Source organism: Scandinavium sp. M-37 (assembly GCF_043558715.1).
GTDB classification, from domain to species: Bacteria; Pseudomonadota; Gammaproteobacteria; order Enterobacterales; family Enterobacteriaceae; genus Scandinavium; species Scandinavium vulneris_A.
The window spans coordinates 14,158-31,652 of sequence record NZ_JBIGIN010000047.1; the positions used below are offsets into that span (position 1 = coordinate 14,158).

Below are 17,495 nucleotides of genomic sequence, written 5' to 3' on the forward strand. Positions count from 1 at the left end.
CAGGGTTATTGCCCCAGAGGCATTTCGCGTTCTGAAGTCATGCCATATAGCTGATATTTCCGGCCCAGCGTTTGGCCACCATCCCGGGTCAGCGGTGTCCAGGAAACGACGGCCCGATTACGGTTTGGCGTGATGGTCATCAGGTCCAGAGGAACGGAGATGTAAAAGCCTTTGCTGAACCCCCCTTCGCCGTAGTCTTCTTTCGATACGTTAGACATGGCCGCCCACAGGCCTACCGTCACGCCGCTGTCAAAGCGTTTCGCTACATCGATGGTCACGCCTTTGTCTTTTGCCAGGTATTGCCCCACGCTGACCTTCATCAGCACCGAATTCACCTGCGGTGGATTCCAGTAAGCCGTCAGAAAACCGGTCGGCGCAGAGTAGTCGGTAAAGCGCATCATGTTGTTCCAGTCGCGCTGTTTGACGTAGTTTGCGTCCAGACCCAGCGCCCAACTGGCGTCCAGTGGCCGGTACAGCACCTCCGCACCCACGCCGCCATACATAGTTTCCAGATACCCGCCGTACAACTGACCGTAGAAACCGTTGCCCAGACTGCGGAAATAGTTGGCCTGCAGATTGTTGACGTAAACGTCGTTCGCGACGTAGTCGCGGATATGGGTCCGTACCCGAGGCAACGTAGAATCGGTTGGGAGCAGCGATGAGTTAAACTTGTCGTAGTTGTTGTACAGGTTGGTAAACACGCCCCCATCAAGCAGCAGATTGTCGCTTAACCAATATTTGGCACTGCCGAGCAGCCCCACCTGAAACAGGTAAAAATCCTCAGGTCCGCCAAAGGATTGTGCCAGCGACGGTGAGAGTGAATAGCTGAAATCATCGGCGTTAATACGATAACCGCGGCCAAATCGTCGCGTGTCTACTGGCTCTACACGCTTGTGCTGTAGGGTCTTCTCCTGCCCCAGTGGTTGCCCCGCAAGTTGCTGACGCAGGCTGACCACATCAGTTTGCGTCGTCACCTGCGGCATTCGGTCCCGGATCTGGGTAATCGTTATCGTCTCGACACCCGCTGGCAGGTGATTGACCAAAATACGATTGGCACGATCGATGGCCTCACGCGCGTCGCGATAACGGTATTGTTCCCCGCTCATGTAAAGATTGTTTCCATGCAGCAGGATTTCCGGTGCGTCAAAACCTGCGTCGTATTTCAGGTCTATGAGCTGATTGGCTGCGGCGGTGTAGTGAATCCCTTCAGATGCTGGCTGCGGTTGATAAGCCGGTTTTTCGCTGTCACGCAGCGCCGGGCGCAAATCGTTTACGTTGGTTCGCAACGTGAAGCCAAACATCAGCGTGTTCCCGCGCTCGTAGCTGAGATTGATATCAGCCCAGTCGGTCAGGCGATAAATTGCCCCCACGTTAACGTGACTGGCCTGGTTGATTTTTCCCGCAAAATCATCACGGTAGTCATTTCCGTCGTACTCCAGCTTCAGGCGTAGCGGCTGCCACGGAGTTTGAAACTCGACGCCTGCGAAAAGTGCGGCCGGGCCCCGGAACATATCGCTGAAGCTGATATCACCGGCATCGTTGAGTTCGGCTCGGGTACAATATTTATGACTCGCCCGGCAGAAAGGGTTGCTGACATTGCCACTATTGCCGGAGTAGCCCCAGGCCATACCCAGCGTCAAATCAAAGGCGCCGACCATTTTGCTGGCGACCAAATACTCTCCGTCAAACAGGCCAGTTCCCGCAATATCGCGTTTTCCAAAGGCCACCTGCGGCAGCCAGAAGCCCTCTTCCCAAAGACGCGCTTTGAAATCGAAAGATTTGTCTTTGTAGCTCTGAGCGCCACTAAAATCTGTACTGGCGCTGTATTTCCGGGTGCGGACATCGGTATAGCGCACGGTGCCTTCCAGCCACGGGAACAATGCGATGGAGGTTGACCAAAAGCGGTACTGTTCGTTGTCACGATAGTTGACGCTGAATTCACCTTCGCGGGCCAGGCGTGCATTCGGCATCTGCATCAACCCCGTGCCACCAAAGTCAGACTGTGACGGCCCTACCGGATGCGGATAGGTTAATATTTCCGCCTGTACAGTGCCCGATAAGGCCAATGCCAGGCAGCTCGCCAGATAACTTTTTTTCATTATTCAGGCACCCGACGCGCTAGCAGCGAAACAATCTGTTGATTAAGTTCACGAAACGCCGAGGGCAAAATTTGATCGGCAAAACCGACCCACAGAATACTCCCCGGCTCAGCCTCAACATGGCGTCTGTTCCAGTACGCCACTGGCGCAAGCTCGGTACGTCCGTCAGGAGAGATAATCACCACATGATTGAGATCGGCCCCGGCTAATCGGTTGTTATCACGCAGGTATTCCGCAACCGATGTTCCTGGCCGCCAGACAACGTTGCCACTGCGGCTGACAGCCCCGAGCAGCGTGACGCTGTCCGGGCGTGAGGAGGAATACAGCCGGTACTCCCCGGCGAGACGCCGGTTTGCCGTTGCTTGTGTTCTCACGACATCCGGATCGAGACTGACAAACTGTCGTCCTGTCACCTGGAGATTTTGCAGTTGCTGATTGATATGCCGGAGGGTCGCCGCCAGCTCGCCATCGGTTTTATGCTCCCAGGCGCTGAGGTTCTGTCGCACCCGCTGGCGATCGCGCAGAGCTTGCTCGGTGGCCGGTCTGGTCGCAATCACCGCCGTCGGCCACCAGACGTTATTCATCAATACGGGATGGGTCACCAGCTGAGCCAAAGAGCCCGCATCATTAATCTGGACGGTTTCATCCCTATTCGGCAGATAAACCGTCACCTGACTGTGGCTCCAGACGCGACTGCTCAACAAACCTAGCGTCATGCTCAGCAGTAAAAATAAAATCTTATTCATAGTACGGGTTTCAAAATTGTCATTTCTGCAGGCATCACACCTGCACCCATCATCTGCTGACTGCGGCGAACCTGTCCGGTTGCCACGTCCACCCAGAAGGTGTTTTGCCATGTGAGGGCGGGCCATTCTGAACGCACGTTTTCGTGCCAGATATGGCTATGGATACGATTTCCGGCGATGTTAAGCGTGGCCTCTCCGGCGGAAATAAATTGCGACGTCAGGGTGGCAGAACGTAAGCGGTCGTCTTCACTCCAGCGGATTTCACGCCGCCAGCTCATGCCATTCTCAAGATTTAATGGGCGACTCAGTGGATCCAGTTGTACGTTGGAGACGTCCAGCAAGTTACTGTGCAGACCGATAGTTTTGAGCACGCGCCCGTTGCGGGTGACTATCATTGCGTGGTCCTGCGTAAGCCATTTGCTCTGCCCCTGCTCGATATAACCCAGCACCACGAAGATCTGCTGGCCTTCGTTCAGACGCAGATACATTGATGAGTAAGGTAGCGACTGAATCTTCTCGTCTGACAGGGTGATATCCCTATCGCCAGCAGCAGCGATACGGAAAGTCTCCACCACACTTTGCTGGCTGGCGGAACATCCCTGAAGCAGTAAGCCTGTGAACAACAAAATGAAAGGTCGCACCCAAAATCCTCAGTAACGGTTTCCAATGTGAAATGGCCTGAACCGAAAAATACCCGGGGCTGACTGCGCCACCGGGTAAAGCAGCATGGCGTTCCGGCACGGGGCCTGAGCGCCTGACAACCCTTAGCGGGTCGCCGTCGTGGTGGTGGTGTTTTTAGAACCATCACTATTGTCGGATGCAGCGACTACCGCGAGGGTCGCTAAACCCACAGCCGCAGTTACGCCCACGACAGTTGCGGTACCCACCGCCCCAGCAGCGATCCCCCCGGTCGTTCCGGCAGTCACCGCAGAGCTACCCGCAGTAGCAACGGGAGCGGCAACGGCTACCGGTGCAAGGGTGACAAAGGTCAGCGCAGTCAGAACCGCACTCATCTTCTTTTTCATTTATGTTCCTCATTCAATGAATGGACTTAAGATGCCCGGCTATCCGGGCCGTTAAACCAGGCTTCCGCCCGGCCAGAATTCCGTTCCAAAAGGAACGGAAAATCCTCCATGTCAACGAGGTGTCTCTGGAAACGAGTACGCACAAAAAGTGCCACCGAAATAATGGCTGACAGTTTAAAATTGATACTGATTAATGAAATACATGGTCGTACATATAACCCTAACCTCGCATATAAATATCTGCAGGTTATTACTGGCTATAAATAACGCACCGAACAAAACAGAAAGTAGAATTAGGATAATTCCGTCGCGGGTAAAACACAATTATTCACGGTCACCGAGACGGTTAAGACAAGAACCACACACAAAAAGTTAATACATTAAAAAGCTTTCATAAATATGACCAATTCAGGGGTTCAATCTCACTCCGCAAACTAATCCCATGGATTAAAACCCAAAACAGAACAACACAACCTATTGTTTTATATGCTTAAAGGAAAAATTAATGATTTCGATGCATAAATTAAAGATTAAAACCATCACGTTATGACCCAAAGGCAAAAGACAAGCGACCCCAGAAAACCATTCTAACGCAACCACGTCATAGCAGAATAAGCATGAGAAAGTGAACGTTGTTAACGGGTTTATTAAACGAATCGTCAACGAGCAATTTATTGAAATAGGGATATTATTGAGCGCTATTTAAGGAATAACAGACGCTGAGCGCGAGACATCAGTATCCATGCCAAACAGGATACTGATAACAGAAGGGGAATTATGGGTGAAATGCGGGGCGGTAGCTCCCCGCTTCGCTATAACATCAGACCGACGGTTCTTCTTGTTCAGCGGTTGGCTGATAGTAGAACTCCCCCGCTTCGCAGTGGAAGGTGGAGAACTCCGATGGGCGGCGGAAGTAATAGCCCTGCGCTTTATCGCAGCCGAGAGATTTAAGTTTCAGCTTCACGGCCTCATCTTCGATGCCTTCGGCGATCAGCGGTACGTTAAAACCGCTGGCCAGCACGATCAGCGAATTGATCACCGATTGCGCTTTTTCATCGCCCATCACGCCCATCACAAAATTGCGGTCAATCTTAATGCTGTCGAACGGTAACGCGTGCAGATAGGACAGGCTGGAGAAGCCGGAACCAAAGTCATCCAACGAGATAGCGATCCCATGCCGACGCAGGTAGCCCAACATTTTGCCGATGCGCTCCATGTCCTGCATCAGCACGCTTTCGGTGATTTCAATACAGATATTGCTATTGGTCAGGCCACTGGTACGCACGGTATCCATCAGATGCCAGGCAAAGTCCTGCTGTAACAACTGGATAGCCGAGACGTTGATGTGCAGCAGAAAATCGTGCGGCGCACCGCGGGCAATCATCGCCGCCAGCTCGCGACAGGCCTCTTCAATAACCCATTTACCCAGCGGTACAATCAGGCCACTTTCCTCGGCCAGCGGGATGAAACGTGCCGGAGGAATGTCGCCCAGTGCTTCAGAATGCCAGCGCAGCAGGCACTCACCCTCACGGCAATGGGCTTCATCGGACTGATCGATAATCGGCTGCAGCACCAGATGAAACTCCTGCTGATGGATAGCATCGTTCAGATGGGCATGAAGCTTGATGTTGAACAACTCCTGTTCGTACATCTCCTGTGTGAAGAGCGTCACCACCCCGTTGCCAAGCGCCTCGGCCTGCTGCAACGCCATCCCTGCCCCACGGCGAACGGTCGAGAAGTTCTCTTCGCTCAGGGTCTCAAGCATCATGCCGACATTACCGGTATAGACGTACTTTATCTCGGCGGTCTGATGTTCATTGGCCTCCCCCCTGAACAGGGATGCCAGTACGTCGCGGTAGCGTAAATACTCTTTTTGCTGGTTCATACCTGGGAAGATAACCAACAGCTTGTCCGTTGTGTCGCGGGCAATCAGTGTCTCACTCGGCAGTAGATCACGCAGCCGCGAGACGAACTCATTGATAAAGATGTCACCAAACTCGGTGCCCAGCGCATTGACAATGTTGTACATATTGCTGATGTGGATAAGCCCAACCATATTGCGCCGCTTATACAGCGCCGGATTATGTTCCAGACCTGCACGGGTCCACAGCCCGGTTATCTCATCTTCTTCAATCTTTTTACGTTGCAGTTCAAAGCTTTCAGCGAGCTTATGTGACAGCGCCATAAACGTGGTTTCCAGCGAGGCGATTTCGGGGAAGTGGCGTTTACCCGGCGACGGCGTCCAGCGGTGAGTCACCAGTTCGTCGGCTTTACGCGCAATCTCCTGCAACGGTCGCGTCGCACGGGAAAGGACCAATCCCACCGCAAGAAACCCAAGGCCGCAGGCGGTAAACAGCACCAGCATCACCATCAGCCCATAACGAAGAATATCGTGAGTAATCGCGGTCGCTGGGCTAATAACCACGCCTTTCCAGTTCAGCTGAGACTCCTGATCCTGTACCGCAAAGGTGTCGACATAGAAGGGTTTGTCATGCACGCGAATCGACAGCATGCCGGGGGTGTCTTGTTTCTCCAGCGCTTTGCTGGCTTCGACAATCTCTGGCACACCGGTTTGCGCCAGGGTTTGCAAATTCAGGCTATGACGACCGGCGGTAAACATTTTTTTGGTCAACGCCGGGTCGGATGAGGCCACCAGTTCATTTTTCTCATTCACAATCAGCAGGATGCTTTCAGGGAACGGCTTAAACTGCTGCAGATTGTTGTTAAGCTCGGAGAAATGCAGCTCGCTGGCCACCACGCCCGCGAACTGGCCGTTGCGATCGAAGGCCGGTGAGCTCCAGGCAATGCCCGCCGTGAGCGAGTCATCGTAATCGCGGAACGGTCGGCTCCAGTGCGAACGGCGATCCTTATTGACGGATTTGTACCATTCGCGTGACGGCGTATCAAAGTGGGCAATCACTTTTTCAACCCGGGTGTCCTGACTGAAATCGCTGAAGAACATGAGTTTGTTTTCGGTTCCGGCATCCTTCAATACCAGATAATTTTCCTGTAAACGGTCATGAGAAACCCCAATGATGTCACCGTTAATGCTGCCAAATTCGACCATGTCGAGATAGTCGCGTTCGGAGAATACGTTACTGATGTTATTGATGAGCAAGCCCGATAAGTCACGTACCGCGAGAGTGTTCACATCTTCACGGCCGATGGCGTTAACCACAATTGCATTCGACTGCTGCGGGACATTAATGTAATTGTTGATCGAGCGCTCGAGGGTCTGCTTTTTCGCATTCAGGATAGTCTCGCTGATGGTGTCGAGAAACGCATATCCCTCAAAATGCAAAAACGTGTACATGGTGACCAGCACCACGAAAAACGTTGCCGTCAGCGTCAGCAAGATGGTTTTCGTCAGCGACAGGGGATATGCCTTGACGGAAAATTGTTGTTTAAGGATTTGCATAGCGCACCTCGATTTCCGGTCTGCGGGTTATTCTGGTCGCACAACAAACTGGCCATCGACCGCGACAAAATCGGCAAAGGGCTTTGGTCGTGAGTAGTAATATCCCTGTGCCAGGTCGCATCCCATTTCACGCAGTTTGGCGGCCATTTCTGCCGTTTCCACACCTTCTGCCACCAGCGGCACGTTAAAGCTTTGGGACAGCATCAGCACGGAGGCGATAACGGCTTCACTTTTCTTATCCTCCAGCACGTTACGGACAAATCCCCGATCGATTTTCAGACAATCGAACGGCAGCGAGTGCAGGTAAGAGAGACTGGAATAGCCCGAGCCAAAATCATCAATCGCCACTGAAATTCCCAGCCGACGTAAATACGCGAGAACCTCGACAATTCGATGCGTGTCATGCAGCAGCACGCTCTCGGTGATTTCAATGCAAATGTTGCTGTTGGCCAGTTCATAACGATGAATACATTCCAGCAAGTGACGCGCGAAATCAGATTGTTGCAGCTGTACCGCCGAAATATTGACGTGCAGTTTAAAATCGGTCGGCGCACCGCGGGCAATAAATGTCGCCAGCTCGCGGCAGGCGGTATCAATGATCCATTTCCCCAGTGGGACGATCATCCCGGTATGTTCGGCGAGGGCGATAAAGCGGTCCGGCGGCACGAAACCGAGGACGTTGGACTGCCAGCGGATCAGGCACTCGCCTTCTTTGCACTGCGCCGGATCGTCATAAGGCACAATCGGCTGTAGTACCAGATGGAAACCTTCGGCCTGTAGGTCATCGCGCAAGGCCTGATGCAGGCGCAGGTTGTTCACCTCTTCCTCACGCATCTCCGGGGTAAACAACACGCAATCGCCGTTGTGCTGACTCTGCGCATGCTGCACCGCCAGGCTGACGTTGCGCAGGCATTCGTTGAAACTCTCTTTGGTCAGCGGCGCGATAATCATTCCCGCATGTCCGGTGAAGATATGCGATTCACCGGCGATTTCACTGGAATTCATGCGAAACACCGAGGAAATAATTGAGCGATACCACGCCACGTCTTTGCTTTCAAAGTTGCCCGCAAAGGCAATAATGAAGGTGTCCTCGCGATCGCGACAGCAGAGTGCGCCTTCCGGCAGAATGGCGCGCAGGCGTTCGGCAAAATACTGAATGAATTCTTTGGCCAGCACGCTACCGAGCGCATTTTTGACCGCGTCAAAATTGCTGACCTTGAGCATCGCCAGCAGATTGCGGTTATCGTACAGGGCGGGGAGCTGCTTCATGCCGCCCAGCGTCAGGAACCCGGTTTCGGCATCCTCTTCCAGATGGGTGCGGGCGGCGAACGATGGGCTGAGATCGGATACCCGTAAGAGCTCTTCATTGAGGGTGGCCATCTCCGGGAACAGACGCTTTTTCGACTCTTTTATCCATGGCGTGAACCCAATTTGTTTGACCTTGCCGACCGTCTCTTTCAGCGAACCGGTAAAACGCAGAATGACCAGACTGAGCACCGCCATCAGCAGTAAAAACACAATAACGCAGCTAAGCGATATCATCAGATGTAGCTGGTGGGTGGTGGCGAATGTGCTCTGGCGCGGAACTATCAGTACCGCGTGCCATTTGAGTAAATATTCCCGGTCCTGAACATCAAAGGCCGTGGACAGATAATGTTTATCTTCGACGCTGAAAACCCTGACTTTTCCTTCGCGGCTATCCTCTTCATGGCGGATAAGCGAAGCGGGCAATTTTCCGGTTTCCGGTGCGTTATCGGAATGCGCGACCACCTGGTGACGGTTGTCCACAATGACAAGGGCGTAATCTTTGCCGGGTAAAAGCTGTGCCAGATAGCCGTTCATTTTCCCGGGTAAAATAGCGCTGGAAATGACCCCGGCAAACTCGCCCTGTTGGGTGTAAATCGGCAGATGATAGACCGCAATAACCCCTTGAGCGCTGGGCTCGGTGGTCCACCACGGGTTACGCTGTTGCTGAGCCATGGTAAACCACGGCTGGCGGCGAACGTCAAAATTGCTACGGGTATGAACAATATTGGTTTGTTCGCTGAGGCCGCTGTAGCTTACCAACTGCGTCAGATCCTCGGCTGCGGTTTGTTGCAAATAAACACGACCGGTGTCGCTGTTGCGGGTCACAGAAACCAAGGTGCCGTCCGCATCAGCCCAGGAGAAACGTTGCAGCGCCGGAACGTCTTTGAAAGCACGGGAGCCGAGATTCACCAGCTCAGGCCGGATTGTGTCGGCGTTGATCCCAGCTTGCCCGCCCTCCAGATACTGCTGCATCAGGTGGCTGAGCTGATGCGGGTTATCCAGAAAGTCTTCCAGTTGGTGCTGCGCCATCGCACTCTGGCTGTTTAACAGCTGCTGATTCAACTGGTTGCCCGCATGGCGGGACTGATAGTTCAGCAGGCCAGACGCAAGCAGGATCATGAGCAGCAGCGCGACCAGCACAATAAGCATGACGCTTTTCAGCAACGTGAAGGGGTAAGCTTTCAGGGAAGACTTTTCCATAACCAGGTATCTGAATAAACTCTAAAGAGGTCGGGGTAAATTAACGGGTGGCGTGGCCTCAAGAGGCAGACGGCACCGACTGTTTGTCCATCACAGATGGCGAAGCGCAGGTGCGATTACGCCCTGACTTTTTCGACTGATACAGATAGCGGTCGGCTTCCGACAGCAGCCTGTCAAAGACATCCACCAACTGTCGGCGCGCGGCCTGACCGTGACTTAGCCCGATGCTGACGGTGAGCGACAGCGTGTCGCCATGCCATTCCACCTGCATGTGTTCAATTTCGGCGCGAATTTCTTCGGCCAGACGATAACCATTCCCGCCACAGGCATCCGGCATAACGACGGCAAATTCCTCACCGCCCATGCGCGCCACCAGGCCCTGCTCGCCCACAATTTGCGTCACCCGGCGGGCAAATTCCGCCAGAACGATATCGCCACAGTCATGGCCGTGGGTGTCGTTGATATGTTTGAAGTGGTCGATATCCAGCAGCAGCACGTTCAACGGCGTAGTGTTTGGCTTTTTCGCATGGGCTTTAAGCTGTTCGTACAAGCCAAAACGCGAATAGACCTGGGTCAGATAATCGTAATTGGCGCGGGCGGAAAGCTGTTTGACCAGGTTGTTGATCGCCAGCACGCTGACCGCCACAATCACCGGGCTGACGGCAATCGAGGCAATGCCCATTCGGGCGGAAAAAATCTGCGTCAGGTGCCCGGCCAGACCGTTATGCGCCCAGTGTGCATCTACCATCAGCACTTCCGCAGTACCGGTTAACATCGTCAACAGACAGGTTGCAGACAGCGAATAGCTCAGCGCGCACCACACCAGCGCGGGCAAGATCATCGACAAACAGCCAATGCCCCCACTGATTGCCGACAGGCTCATCGACACCAGCAACAGACCCAAGGGCATCATCTGACGCAGACCGAACTGCTTGGGCAAAATCGCCCCTGTACAGGTCAAGGCGAAGGGCAGGATCAGCACGCTGGTTGAAAAGGACTCACTCAGCCAAATCGGGTACAACATCCAAAACGGCTGGGCGCTGTCCAGGGAAAAGCCATAGGCTCCAGGGGCAGAAAATATGGCGGCGCACAGCAGACAATAAACAAAAAGTCGCAGGACATTTATTTTTAAATATTCCGCACCGTTCCGTTTCTCACGCAAAATCAAATGCGTTAATAGCGCCACAAAACCAAAATTAGAAAAAAGAGACAAGACTGTTCCGGTTGTGAGCGTTGCGAAGCAAACACTCCAGAGCAATAAAGCCAGCAGGCAAATCAAATAATTACAGGTGCGATTTAAAAAAGGATTTCGGATAAATATCCCAACCAGCACCGCATTCATTGGCCAGAACAGCGCCAGGTGTCCCTGTTGCTGTAACGCGCTACCCGCAAGATACAACGCTAGCGTCGTCGCGATGAGCGTGACGGTATTAAATAGCGTATTTTCCTCCTTCAGTATTTCCGAAGGATGAATCGTCAATTTATGCATTTATCGTTGGCTTAATAAGGGATGGCCGCCTGATATAGACAGTCTGGCAACAAGAGGATAACCAATATCCCCGATTGCCACAAACCTAAAGACTTCCAAAAATAAATATTGGCTCACGGGTAGAAATAGAAGGCGAACATATTTTTAACTATAAATAGAAAATAACGGGTCGGTGCTGGCCGATAAAGCGCGCCAGCACGAAGGGTTCATTTAGGCAGCTGCTGCAGAATAGTGGTGCACTTTTCTCTCACCGCTTCATACAGTAAGCGTACCGCTACCGAGAGCTGCTTGCGGTGCGGGCAAATCATATTCAGGGGCACGCTGTCGCCCTGATACTGCGGCAGAATCATCCTCAATCGTCCCTCGGCGATATCTTCGCTGACGTCGAGCCAGGATTTATTGGCAATCCCCTCTCCGGCAATCGCCAGCCGACGAATGACCTCTGCATCATCGCTCATAATGCTACCGGCCACCGGGATTTCATGACGTTCTCCGGCATGAAAGAGTGTCCAGCGATCGAAGAGCCGACCGCGTAGCACATAGGTTAAGGCGTTTTGCGACTGTAACTCCTGCGGGGTTTGCGGTTCACCGTGTCGCGCTATCCAGTCGGGCGAGGCGACCAGCACCCGCCGGTTTTCCGCCGCCACCGGCAGCGAAATAAACGACGCATCGTCGTTGGTGCCGTAGCGAAACGCGACATCCACCGGATCTTTAAATACATCAGTACGGCTATCGGAAAACAATATGCGCAACCGCAGCGCCGGATGGCGACGGCGAAAGTCCTGGAACACCGACAGCAGCAGGTTGCGTCCGAGGTCAGACGGCACCGCAATCTGTAATGTGCCACGGACTTCATCTTCCGGGGCCTGAATCTTCTGCAAACCCGCCTGAAGGGTGTCGAGCATCTGGGTGGCAAACGGCAGCCAGATTTCGCCCTCCGGGGTTAAGCGCAGGCTGCGGGTCGAGCGGGCAAAAAGCCGGATGTTGAGCTGCGTTTCCAGCCGTTTAATCGCCGCACTCACTTGAGCGGGCGGAATGCCCGCTTCACGTGCGGCTTCGCTGAAACTGCCCTGCGCTGCTGCGCGGACAAACAAGGTCAGATCTTCCAGTCTGAGCATTTCTCTCTCCTGACGTTCACTTTCACCGGGTCAACGCGAAAACCGGAATCGTCTCAAAAAGCCTGACAGCGGCGCCAGACGCAGGCTTTAGCGGTATTCTTTCGAGGTTTGCTTACACTTTTTAGCCCGTAAAGTGCTTGCCAGCAGGTACGTGCTTCGTGAATGATACGGGGCGGTAAATTTATGTCCAGGCTATCGAGTCAAAGGATGTGTGGAGAAGGTATGCGTAAAACAAAAATGATGCTTCTGGGCGTACTGCTGGCGACAGCAGGTGCGGTATCCGCTGCACCTGCAACGGTGGCGACTTCCGGGATTCAGAAATATGAGTTGAAAGAATTCATTGCTGATTTCACCCATTTCACCGTTGGGGATACTGTCCCGGCGATGTATCTCACTGAAGAATACAACATCAAAAAATGGCAGCTGCGTAATCTGCCTGCGCCGGATGCAGGTACCCACTGGACCTATATGGGCGGGAACTACGTATTAATTGGCGATGCCGACGGCAAAATTAGCAAAATTTACGACGGCGAAATTTTCTACCATCGTTAATACCGATGAGAACTGTGAGCGTTTCTCTGGCGCTCACGGTGTTTTCTGCCACTGTCTGGAGGCATTATGATCATCCGCCCAGGACTCCCCTCTGACCGTCCCTTTCTGCGTACCCTGTACCTGCGAGCCCGTAAAATCAGCTGGCCGTGGGCCGACAGCAGCGACTGGCAGCTCGAAGACTTCGATGCCGCGACGCTTAATGAGCAAGTGTGGGTTGCGGAAATTGACGGTCATCGCGTGGGTTTCGCCTCGGTCTGGGAAAGCGATAACTTTCTGCATAATCTGTTTGTCGATCCTGACTGGCAAGGCCACGGCGTGGGTACTGCGTTGCTCAAACAGGTGCAAAGCACCTTTACCAGCACCGGCGCGCTGAAATGTCTTATCCAAAACGCGACCGCGTTGCATTTTTATCATCAGCATGGCTGGCATACCGAAGCGCGCGGGGCCTCCCCGGATGGCGACTACTGGTTACTGCATTTCCGTATAAACAGATGACCCCTTGCCCCGCGTTACATTTTTTCATTCGATTTTGAGAGGCTCCTTCCGGGAATAGTCCTTGTCAGCCTCCTCTCAGGGATTACAATGCACTGTATAAATAACCAGTCATTGTTTAACTCTGGAGACATCATCATGGAAGCGACCGCCGTCTGGACTCACCCTTTACTCTTCGTCAACGTCGAGCCTGAAACCGATTTTACCGAGGTGGCAGAGCACTGCGAAAATCTTGCCGCCAGCGCATTGGAAGCTGAGCATATGCAGACCCAGCATGAGCTGTATCAGCGCCTGCACGAGTGCCTGACCCAGCTTCAACCCACGCTGCTCGACCCGATCCCCGACAATCTCATCGCCCAGTTCACCGTCAACGAGATGCCCAGTACCGAGCCGGTGATGGATACCGAAACGGAGCTGCTGTGTGAGTATTGTCTGGCGCTGAGCCATCTGCTCTCGGGTAATCCGCTGAGCCTGAGCGTGGAGGAAACATTGCAGGGTCTGCTCTATGAACTGACCTGTTTTATGACCGATACCATGCTGGCCCCGCGTTGGCTGAACACCCCGCAGGGCTTGCAGCCTATCGCATAAAAAAGCCACCTGGCGGTGGCTTCGGGAACGGCTGGCAACGTCTTACACGGCGCGGAAGGCGATATCACCAGGAATGACTTCGCCCTGCCAGTAAAGCTGCGCGGCAACACGCCCCGCCAACTGGCGGTAGAGCGTGGTGAATTCGCTGTCGGGACGCGCCACGACCGTTGGCGTACCCCGGTCGAGATCTTCGCGCAGGTTGATGTGCAGCGGCATCTGCCCAAGCAGTTGGGTGTGATACTGCTGTGCCAGACGCTCTGCGCCACCGGTGCCGAAAATGGGCTCGTGGTGACCGCACTGGCTGCAGATGTGCATGCTCATGTTTTCGACAATGCCGAGCACCGGCACCTCGACTTTCTCGAACATGACAATGCCTTTCTTCGCATCGGTGAGTGCGATGTCCTGCGGCGTAGTCACCACCAGCGCGCCGGTCACAGGAATGTTCTGCGCCAGCGTGAGCTGAATGTCACCGGTTCCCGGCGGCATATCCAGCACCAGATAATCAAGATCGGGCCACAGGGTTTCCTGCAGCATCTGCATTAGCGCTTTGCTGGCCATTGGGCCACGCCAGACCATCGCGTTATCGTCGGTGACCAGATAACCAATCGAGTTGGTGGCCAGACCGTACTTGAGGATCGGTGCCATATGGGTGCCATCCGGTGACGTTGGGCGCTCACCCTCGGCACCGAGCATCATCGGCACGGACGGACCGTAGATATCCGCATCGAGGATACCGACCTTTGCGCCTTCCGCCACCAGTGCCAGCGCCAGGTTTACCGCAGTGGATGATTTGCCCACCCCGCCTTTGCCCGAACTCACGGCAATGATGTTTTTCACCCCGTTAATGCCCGGCTGGTTTTTCACGCGTTTGAGGGTGGCAATCGCATGCGACAGCTTCCAGTCGACCGCTTTCGCGCCGGTGATGCGCAGCAGATCGGCACTGCATTGCTCTTTTAGCTCTTCGAACGCGCTATGCCAGGCAAACGGCATCTGGATCTCGACGTGCACGGTGTCGTCGAGCCACGCCACGTGATGCAGGGCTTTGAGAGCGGTAAGGTTGTGCTTCAGGGTTGGGTGCTGAAAATTGGCCAGCGTGCCCGCAACCATTGCGCGCAGACGTTCCGGGGATTTGGCCTGGGATTGTGAACTCATCCCGACTCCTTTTTCGTTGTTCTGGAAGTGCTAATTGTAACTGCGAGTGCGGTGTGGAGGTAATAATTCTTCTGATAAGGATTAACCCCCCTTCTCGCATGGCGTAACAATTAGCGTTTTGGTAATATCGACACCCCCTTCACATGCAGGAAGTAATGTTCACTATGACTCAAGTCGCGAAAAAAATTCTGGTAACGTGCGCACTCCCGTACGCCAACGGCTCCATCCACCTCGGTCATATGCTGGAGCATATCCAGGCTGATGTCTGGGTCCGTTACCAGCGAATGCGCGGCCACCAGGTCAATTTCATCTGCGCCGATGATGCGCACGGCACGCCGATCATGCTGAAAGCCCAGCAGCTCGGTATCACCCCGGAGCAGATGATTGCCGAAATGAGTCAGGAGCATCAGACCGACTTTGCGGGCTTTAACATCAGCTATGACAACTACCACTCGACGCACAGCGACGAGAACCGTGAACTGTCAGAGCTTATCTACGGTCGCCTAAAAGAAAACGGTTTTATCAAAAACCGCACCATCTCTCAGCTCTACGATCCGGAAAAAGGCATGTTCCTGCCGGACCGTTTTGTGAAAGGCACCTGCCCGAAATGCAAATCTCCGGATCAGTACGGCGATAACTGCGAAGTGTGTGGCGCAACCTACAGCCCAACCGAGCTTATCGATCCGAAATCCGTGGTCTCCGGTGCCACGCCGGTAATGCGTGAGTCTGAGCACTTCTTCTTCGACCTGCCATCCTTCAGCGAAATGCTGCAGGCGTGGACCCGCAGCGGTGCGCTGCAGGAGCAGGTCGCGAACAAAATGCAGGAGTGGTTTGAACACGGCCTGCAACAGTGGGATATCTCCCGCGATGCGCCGTATTTCGGTTTCGAAATCCCAGGGGCGCCGGGTAAATATTTCTACGTCTGGCTGGATGCGCCGATTGGCTATATGGGTTCCTTCAAGAACCTGTGCGACAAACGCGGCGATACCCTCAGCTTCGACGAATACTGGAAGAAAGATTCTGACGCCGAGCTGTATCACTTCATCGGGAAAGATATTGTCTACTTCCACAGCCTGTTCTGGCCTGCCATGCTCGAGGGCAGCGGTTTCCGCAAACCGACCAACCTGTTCGTGCACGGCTACGTAACGGTGAACGGCGCGAAGATGTCCAAGTCTCGCGGCACCTTCATCAAAGCCAGCACCTGGCTGAACCATTTTGATGCCGACAGCCTGCGTTACTACTACACCGCGAAGCTCTCTTCACGCATCGACGATATCGATCTGAACCTGGAAGATTTCGTTCAGCGCGTGAATGCAGACATCGTTAACAAAGTGGTTAACCTGGCCTCACGTAACGCAGGCTTCATCGCCAAGCGTTTCGACGGCGTACTGGCCCCAGAACTGGCCGATCCGGCGCTGTACAAAACCTTCACTGATGCTGCACAGACCATTGGCGAAGCGTGGGAAAGCCGTGAATTCGGTAAAGCCGTGCGTGAAATCATGGCGCTGGCAGACCTGGCCAACCGCTATGTTGACGAGAAAGCGCCGTGGGTAGTGGCGAAACAGGAAGGCCAGGACGCTGAACTGCAGTCGATCTGCTCCATGGGGATCAACCTGTTCCGCGTGCTGATGACCTACCTGAAACCGGTGCTGCCGATGCTGGCAGAACGTACCGAAGCGTTCCTGAATACCGAACTGAGCTGGAACAGCATTGAACAGCCGCTGCTCGGTCACAAGGTGAATACCTTCAAGGCGCTGTATAACCGCATCGACATGAAACAGGTTGAAGCCTTGGTTGAAGCGTCTAAAGAAGAAGTGAAAGCCCTGAGCGCACCGGTCACCGGCCCGCTGGCAGATGACCCGATTCAGGACACCATCACCTTCGACGATTTCGCCAAAGTCGATATGCGCATCGCGCTGATTGAAAATGCGGAGTTTGTTGAGGGTTCTGACAAGCTGCTGCGCCTGACGCTGGATATCGGCGGCGAGAAACGTAACGTCTTCTCCGGCATCCGTTCCGCCTATCCTGATCCTCAGGCACTGATTGGTCGTCTGACGGTGATGGTGGCTAACCTTGCGCCGCGTAAAATGCGCTTCGGACTTTCTGAAGGCATGGTGATGGCCGCAGGCCCTGGCGGGAAAGATATCTTCCTGTTAAGCCCTGACAGCGGCGCGCAGCCTGGTCAGCAGGTGAAATAAAAAAAAGGCCGGGAAATTTCCTAATGCTGGTCACTTAAGGTGATCAGCATTTTTTCTTGTCGGATATTTCTGGGCTTTTACTTTCAATTCCCGAGGGTAACTTCGCTCTC

The 17,495-nt window shown here is 53.9% G+C and carries 13 protein-coding genes; 4 read left to right on the plus strand and 9 right to left on the minus strand.

All coding sequences use genetic code 11. The features are described 5' to 3' along the window. Nucleotides 1-5: 5 nt before the first annotated feature. The 8 genes from ACG0Z5_RS21990 to ACG0Z5_RS22025 form a co-directional block, all read right to left on the minus strand. Entirely contained in the window at nt 6-2,102 is a 2,097-nt protein-coding gene (locus ACG0Z5_RS21990; RefSeq protein ID WP_394451212.1) for a YjbH domain-containing protein, read from the minus strand. Then, nucleotides 2,099-2,845: a capsule biosynthesis GfcC family protein gene (locus tag ACG0Z5_RS21995; protein ID WP_394451189.1), complete on the minus strand. Its 747-nt coding sequence runs from the start codon at nt 2,843-2,845 to the stop codon at nt 2,099-2,101. The genes ACG0Z5_RS21990 and ACG0Z5_RS21995 overlap by 4 nt, the downstream gene beginning before the upstream one ends. Next, nucleotides 2,842-3,486: a YjbF family lipoprotein gene (locus tag ACG0Z5_RS22000; RefSeq protein WP_394451191.1), complete on the minus strand. Its 645-nt coding sequence runs from the start codon at nt 3,484-3,486 to the stop codon at nt 2,842-2,844. Before ACG0Z5_RS22000 ends, ACG0Z5_RS21995 begins: the two co-directional genes overlap by 4 nt. Before the next feature lie 123 nt (nt 3,487-3,609). After that, nucleotides 3,610-3,870: a hypothetical protein gene (locus ACG0Z5_RS22005; protein WP_394451193.1), complete on the minus strand. Its 261-nt coding sequence runs from the start codon at nt 3,868-3,870 to the stop codon at nt 3,610-3,612. A gap of 820 nt (nt 3,871-4,690) precedes the next feature. Then, complete coding sequence (locus ACG0Z5_RS22010) at nt 4,691-7,288, minus strand: EAL domain-containing protein (protein ID WP_394451195.1); 2,598 nt, start codon at nt 7,286-7,288, stop codon at nt 4,691-4,693. Between the two features lie 27 nt (nt 7,289-7,315). Next, entirely contained in the window at nt 7,316-9,796 is a 2,481-nt protein-coding gene (locus ACG0Z5_RS22015; RefSeq protein WP_394451197.1) for an EAL domain-containing protein, read from the minus strand. Nucleotides 9,797-9,854: 58 nt separating this feature from the next. Further along, nucleotides 9,855-10,820: a GGDEF domain-containing protein gene (locus ACG0Z5_RS22020; protein WP_394451199.1), complete on the minus strand. Its 966-nt coding sequence runs from the start codon at nt 10,818-10,820 to the stop codon at nt 9,855-9,857. A gap of 671 nt (nt 10,821-11,491) precedes the next feature. Beyond that, nucleotides 11,492-12,403 carry a LysR family transcriptional regulator gene (locus tag ACG0Z5_RS22025; RefSeq protein WP_394451201.1) on the minus strand — a complete coding sequence of 304 codons (912 nt, stop codon included), beginning with the start codon at nt 12,401-12,403 and terminating at the stop codon, nt 11,492-11,494. Between the two features lie 222 nt (nt 12,404-12,625). Here ACG0Z5_RS22025 and ACG0Z5_RS22030 point away from each other — a divergent pair, with 222 nt between their 5' ends. The 3 genes from ACG0Z5_RS22030 to ACG0Z5_RS22040 all read left to right on the plus strand — a co-directional run bounded on the left by ACG0Z5_RS22030 (nt 12,626) and on the right by ACG0Z5_RS22040 (nt 14,035). Continuing rightward, nucleotides 12,626-12,955 carry an RcnB family protein gene (locus ACG0Z5_RS22030; protein WP_394451203.1) on the plus strand — a complete coding sequence of 110 codons (330 nt, stop codon included), beginning with the start codon at nt 12,626-12,628 and terminating at the stop codon, nt 12,953-12,955. 66 nt (nt 12,956-13,021) lie between these two features. Then, nucleotides 13,022-13,450 carry a GNAT family N-acetyltransferase gene (locus tag ACG0Z5_RS22035; RefSeq protein WP_394451205.1) on the plus strand — a complete coding sequence of 143 codons (429 nt, stop codon included), beginning with the start codon at nt 13,022-13,024 and terminating at the stop codon, nt 13,448-13,450. Nucleotides 13,451-13,585: 135 nt separating this feature from the next. After that, nucleotides 13,586-14,035 carry a hypothetical protein gene (locus ACG0Z5_RS22040; protein ID WP_319628955.1) on the plus strand — a complete coding sequence of 150 codons (450 nt, stop codon included), beginning with the start codon at nt 13,586-13,588 and terminating at the stop codon, nt 14,033-14,035. Between the two features lie 42 nt (nt 14,036-14,077). Here ACG0Z5_RS22040 and apbC read toward each other — a convergent pair whose 3' ends face one another. Next, the gene (gene apbC, locus ACG0Z5_RS22045) at nt 14,078-15,187 is read right to left on the minus strand and encodes an iron-sulfur cluster carrier protein ApbC (protein ID WP_319628954.1); all 1,110 of its coding nucleotides are present in this window, start codon (nt 15,185-15,187) and stop codon (nt 14,078-14,080) included. Between the two features lie 164 nt (nt 15,188-15,351). On the opposite strand from apbC, the gene metG reads away from it, so the two are divergent. Next, nucleotides 15,352-17,385, plus strand: coding sequence for a methionine--tRNA ligase (gene metG, locus ACG0Z5_RS22050; RefSeq protein WP_394451208.1), 2,034 nt, complete (start codon nt 15,352-15,354; stop codon nt 17,383-17,385). The last annotated feature ends 110 nt before the right edge of the window (nt 17,386-17,495 follow it).

What these genes read in the sequence shown, in the direction of transcription:
- ACG0Z5_RS22015 (WP_394451197.1), bottom strand. Translation starts at nt 9,796, where the DNA reads ATGGAAAAGTCTTCCCTGAAAGCTTACCCCTTCACGTTGCTGAAAAGC.
- ACG0Z5_RS22010 (WP_394451195.1), bottom strand. Translation starts at nt 7,288, where the DNA reads ATGCAAATCCTTAAACAACAATTTTCCGTCAAGGCATATCCCCTGTCG.
- ACG0Z5_RS22040 (WP_319628955.1), top strand. Translation starts at nt 13,586, where the DNA reads ATGGAAGCGACCGCCGTCTGGACTCACCCTTTACTCTTCGTCAACGTC.
- apbC (WP_319628954.1), bottom strand. Translation starts at nt 15,187, where the DNA reads ATGAGTTCACAATCCCAGGCCAAATCCCCGGAACGTCTGCGCGCAATG.
- ACG0Z5_RS22030 (WP_394451203.1), top strand. Translation starts at nt 12,626, where the DNA reads ATGCGTAAAACAAAAATGATGCTTCTGGGCGTACTGCTGGCGACAGCA.
- ACG0Z5_RS22025 (WP_394451201.1), bottom strand. Translation starts at nt 12,403, where the DNA reads ATGCTCAGACTGGAAGATCTGACCTTGTTTGTCCGCGCAGCAGCGCAG.
- ACG0Z5_RS22020 (WP_394451199.1), bottom strand. Translation starts at nt 10,820, where the DNA reads ATGTTGTACCCGATTTGGCTGAGTGAGTCCTTTTCAACCAGCGTGCTG.
- metG (WP_394451208.1), top strand. Translation starts at nt 15,352, where the DNA reads ATGACTCAAGTCGCGAAAAAAATTCTGGTAACGTGCGCACTCCCGTAC.
- ACG0Z5_RS22035 (WP_394451205.1), top strand. Translation starts at nt 13,022, where the DNA reads ATGATCATCCGCCCAGGACTCCCCTCTGACCGTCCCTTTCTGCGTACC.
- ACG0Z5_RS21995 (WP_394451189.1), bottom strand. Translation starts at nt 2,845, where the DNA reads ATGAATAAGATTTTATTTTTACTGCTGAGCATGACGCTAGGTTTGTTG.
- ACG0Z5_RS22005 (WP_394451193.1), bottom strand. Translation starts at nt 3,870, where the DNA reads ATGAAAAAGAAGATGAGTGCGGTTCTGACTGCGCTGACCTTTGTCACC.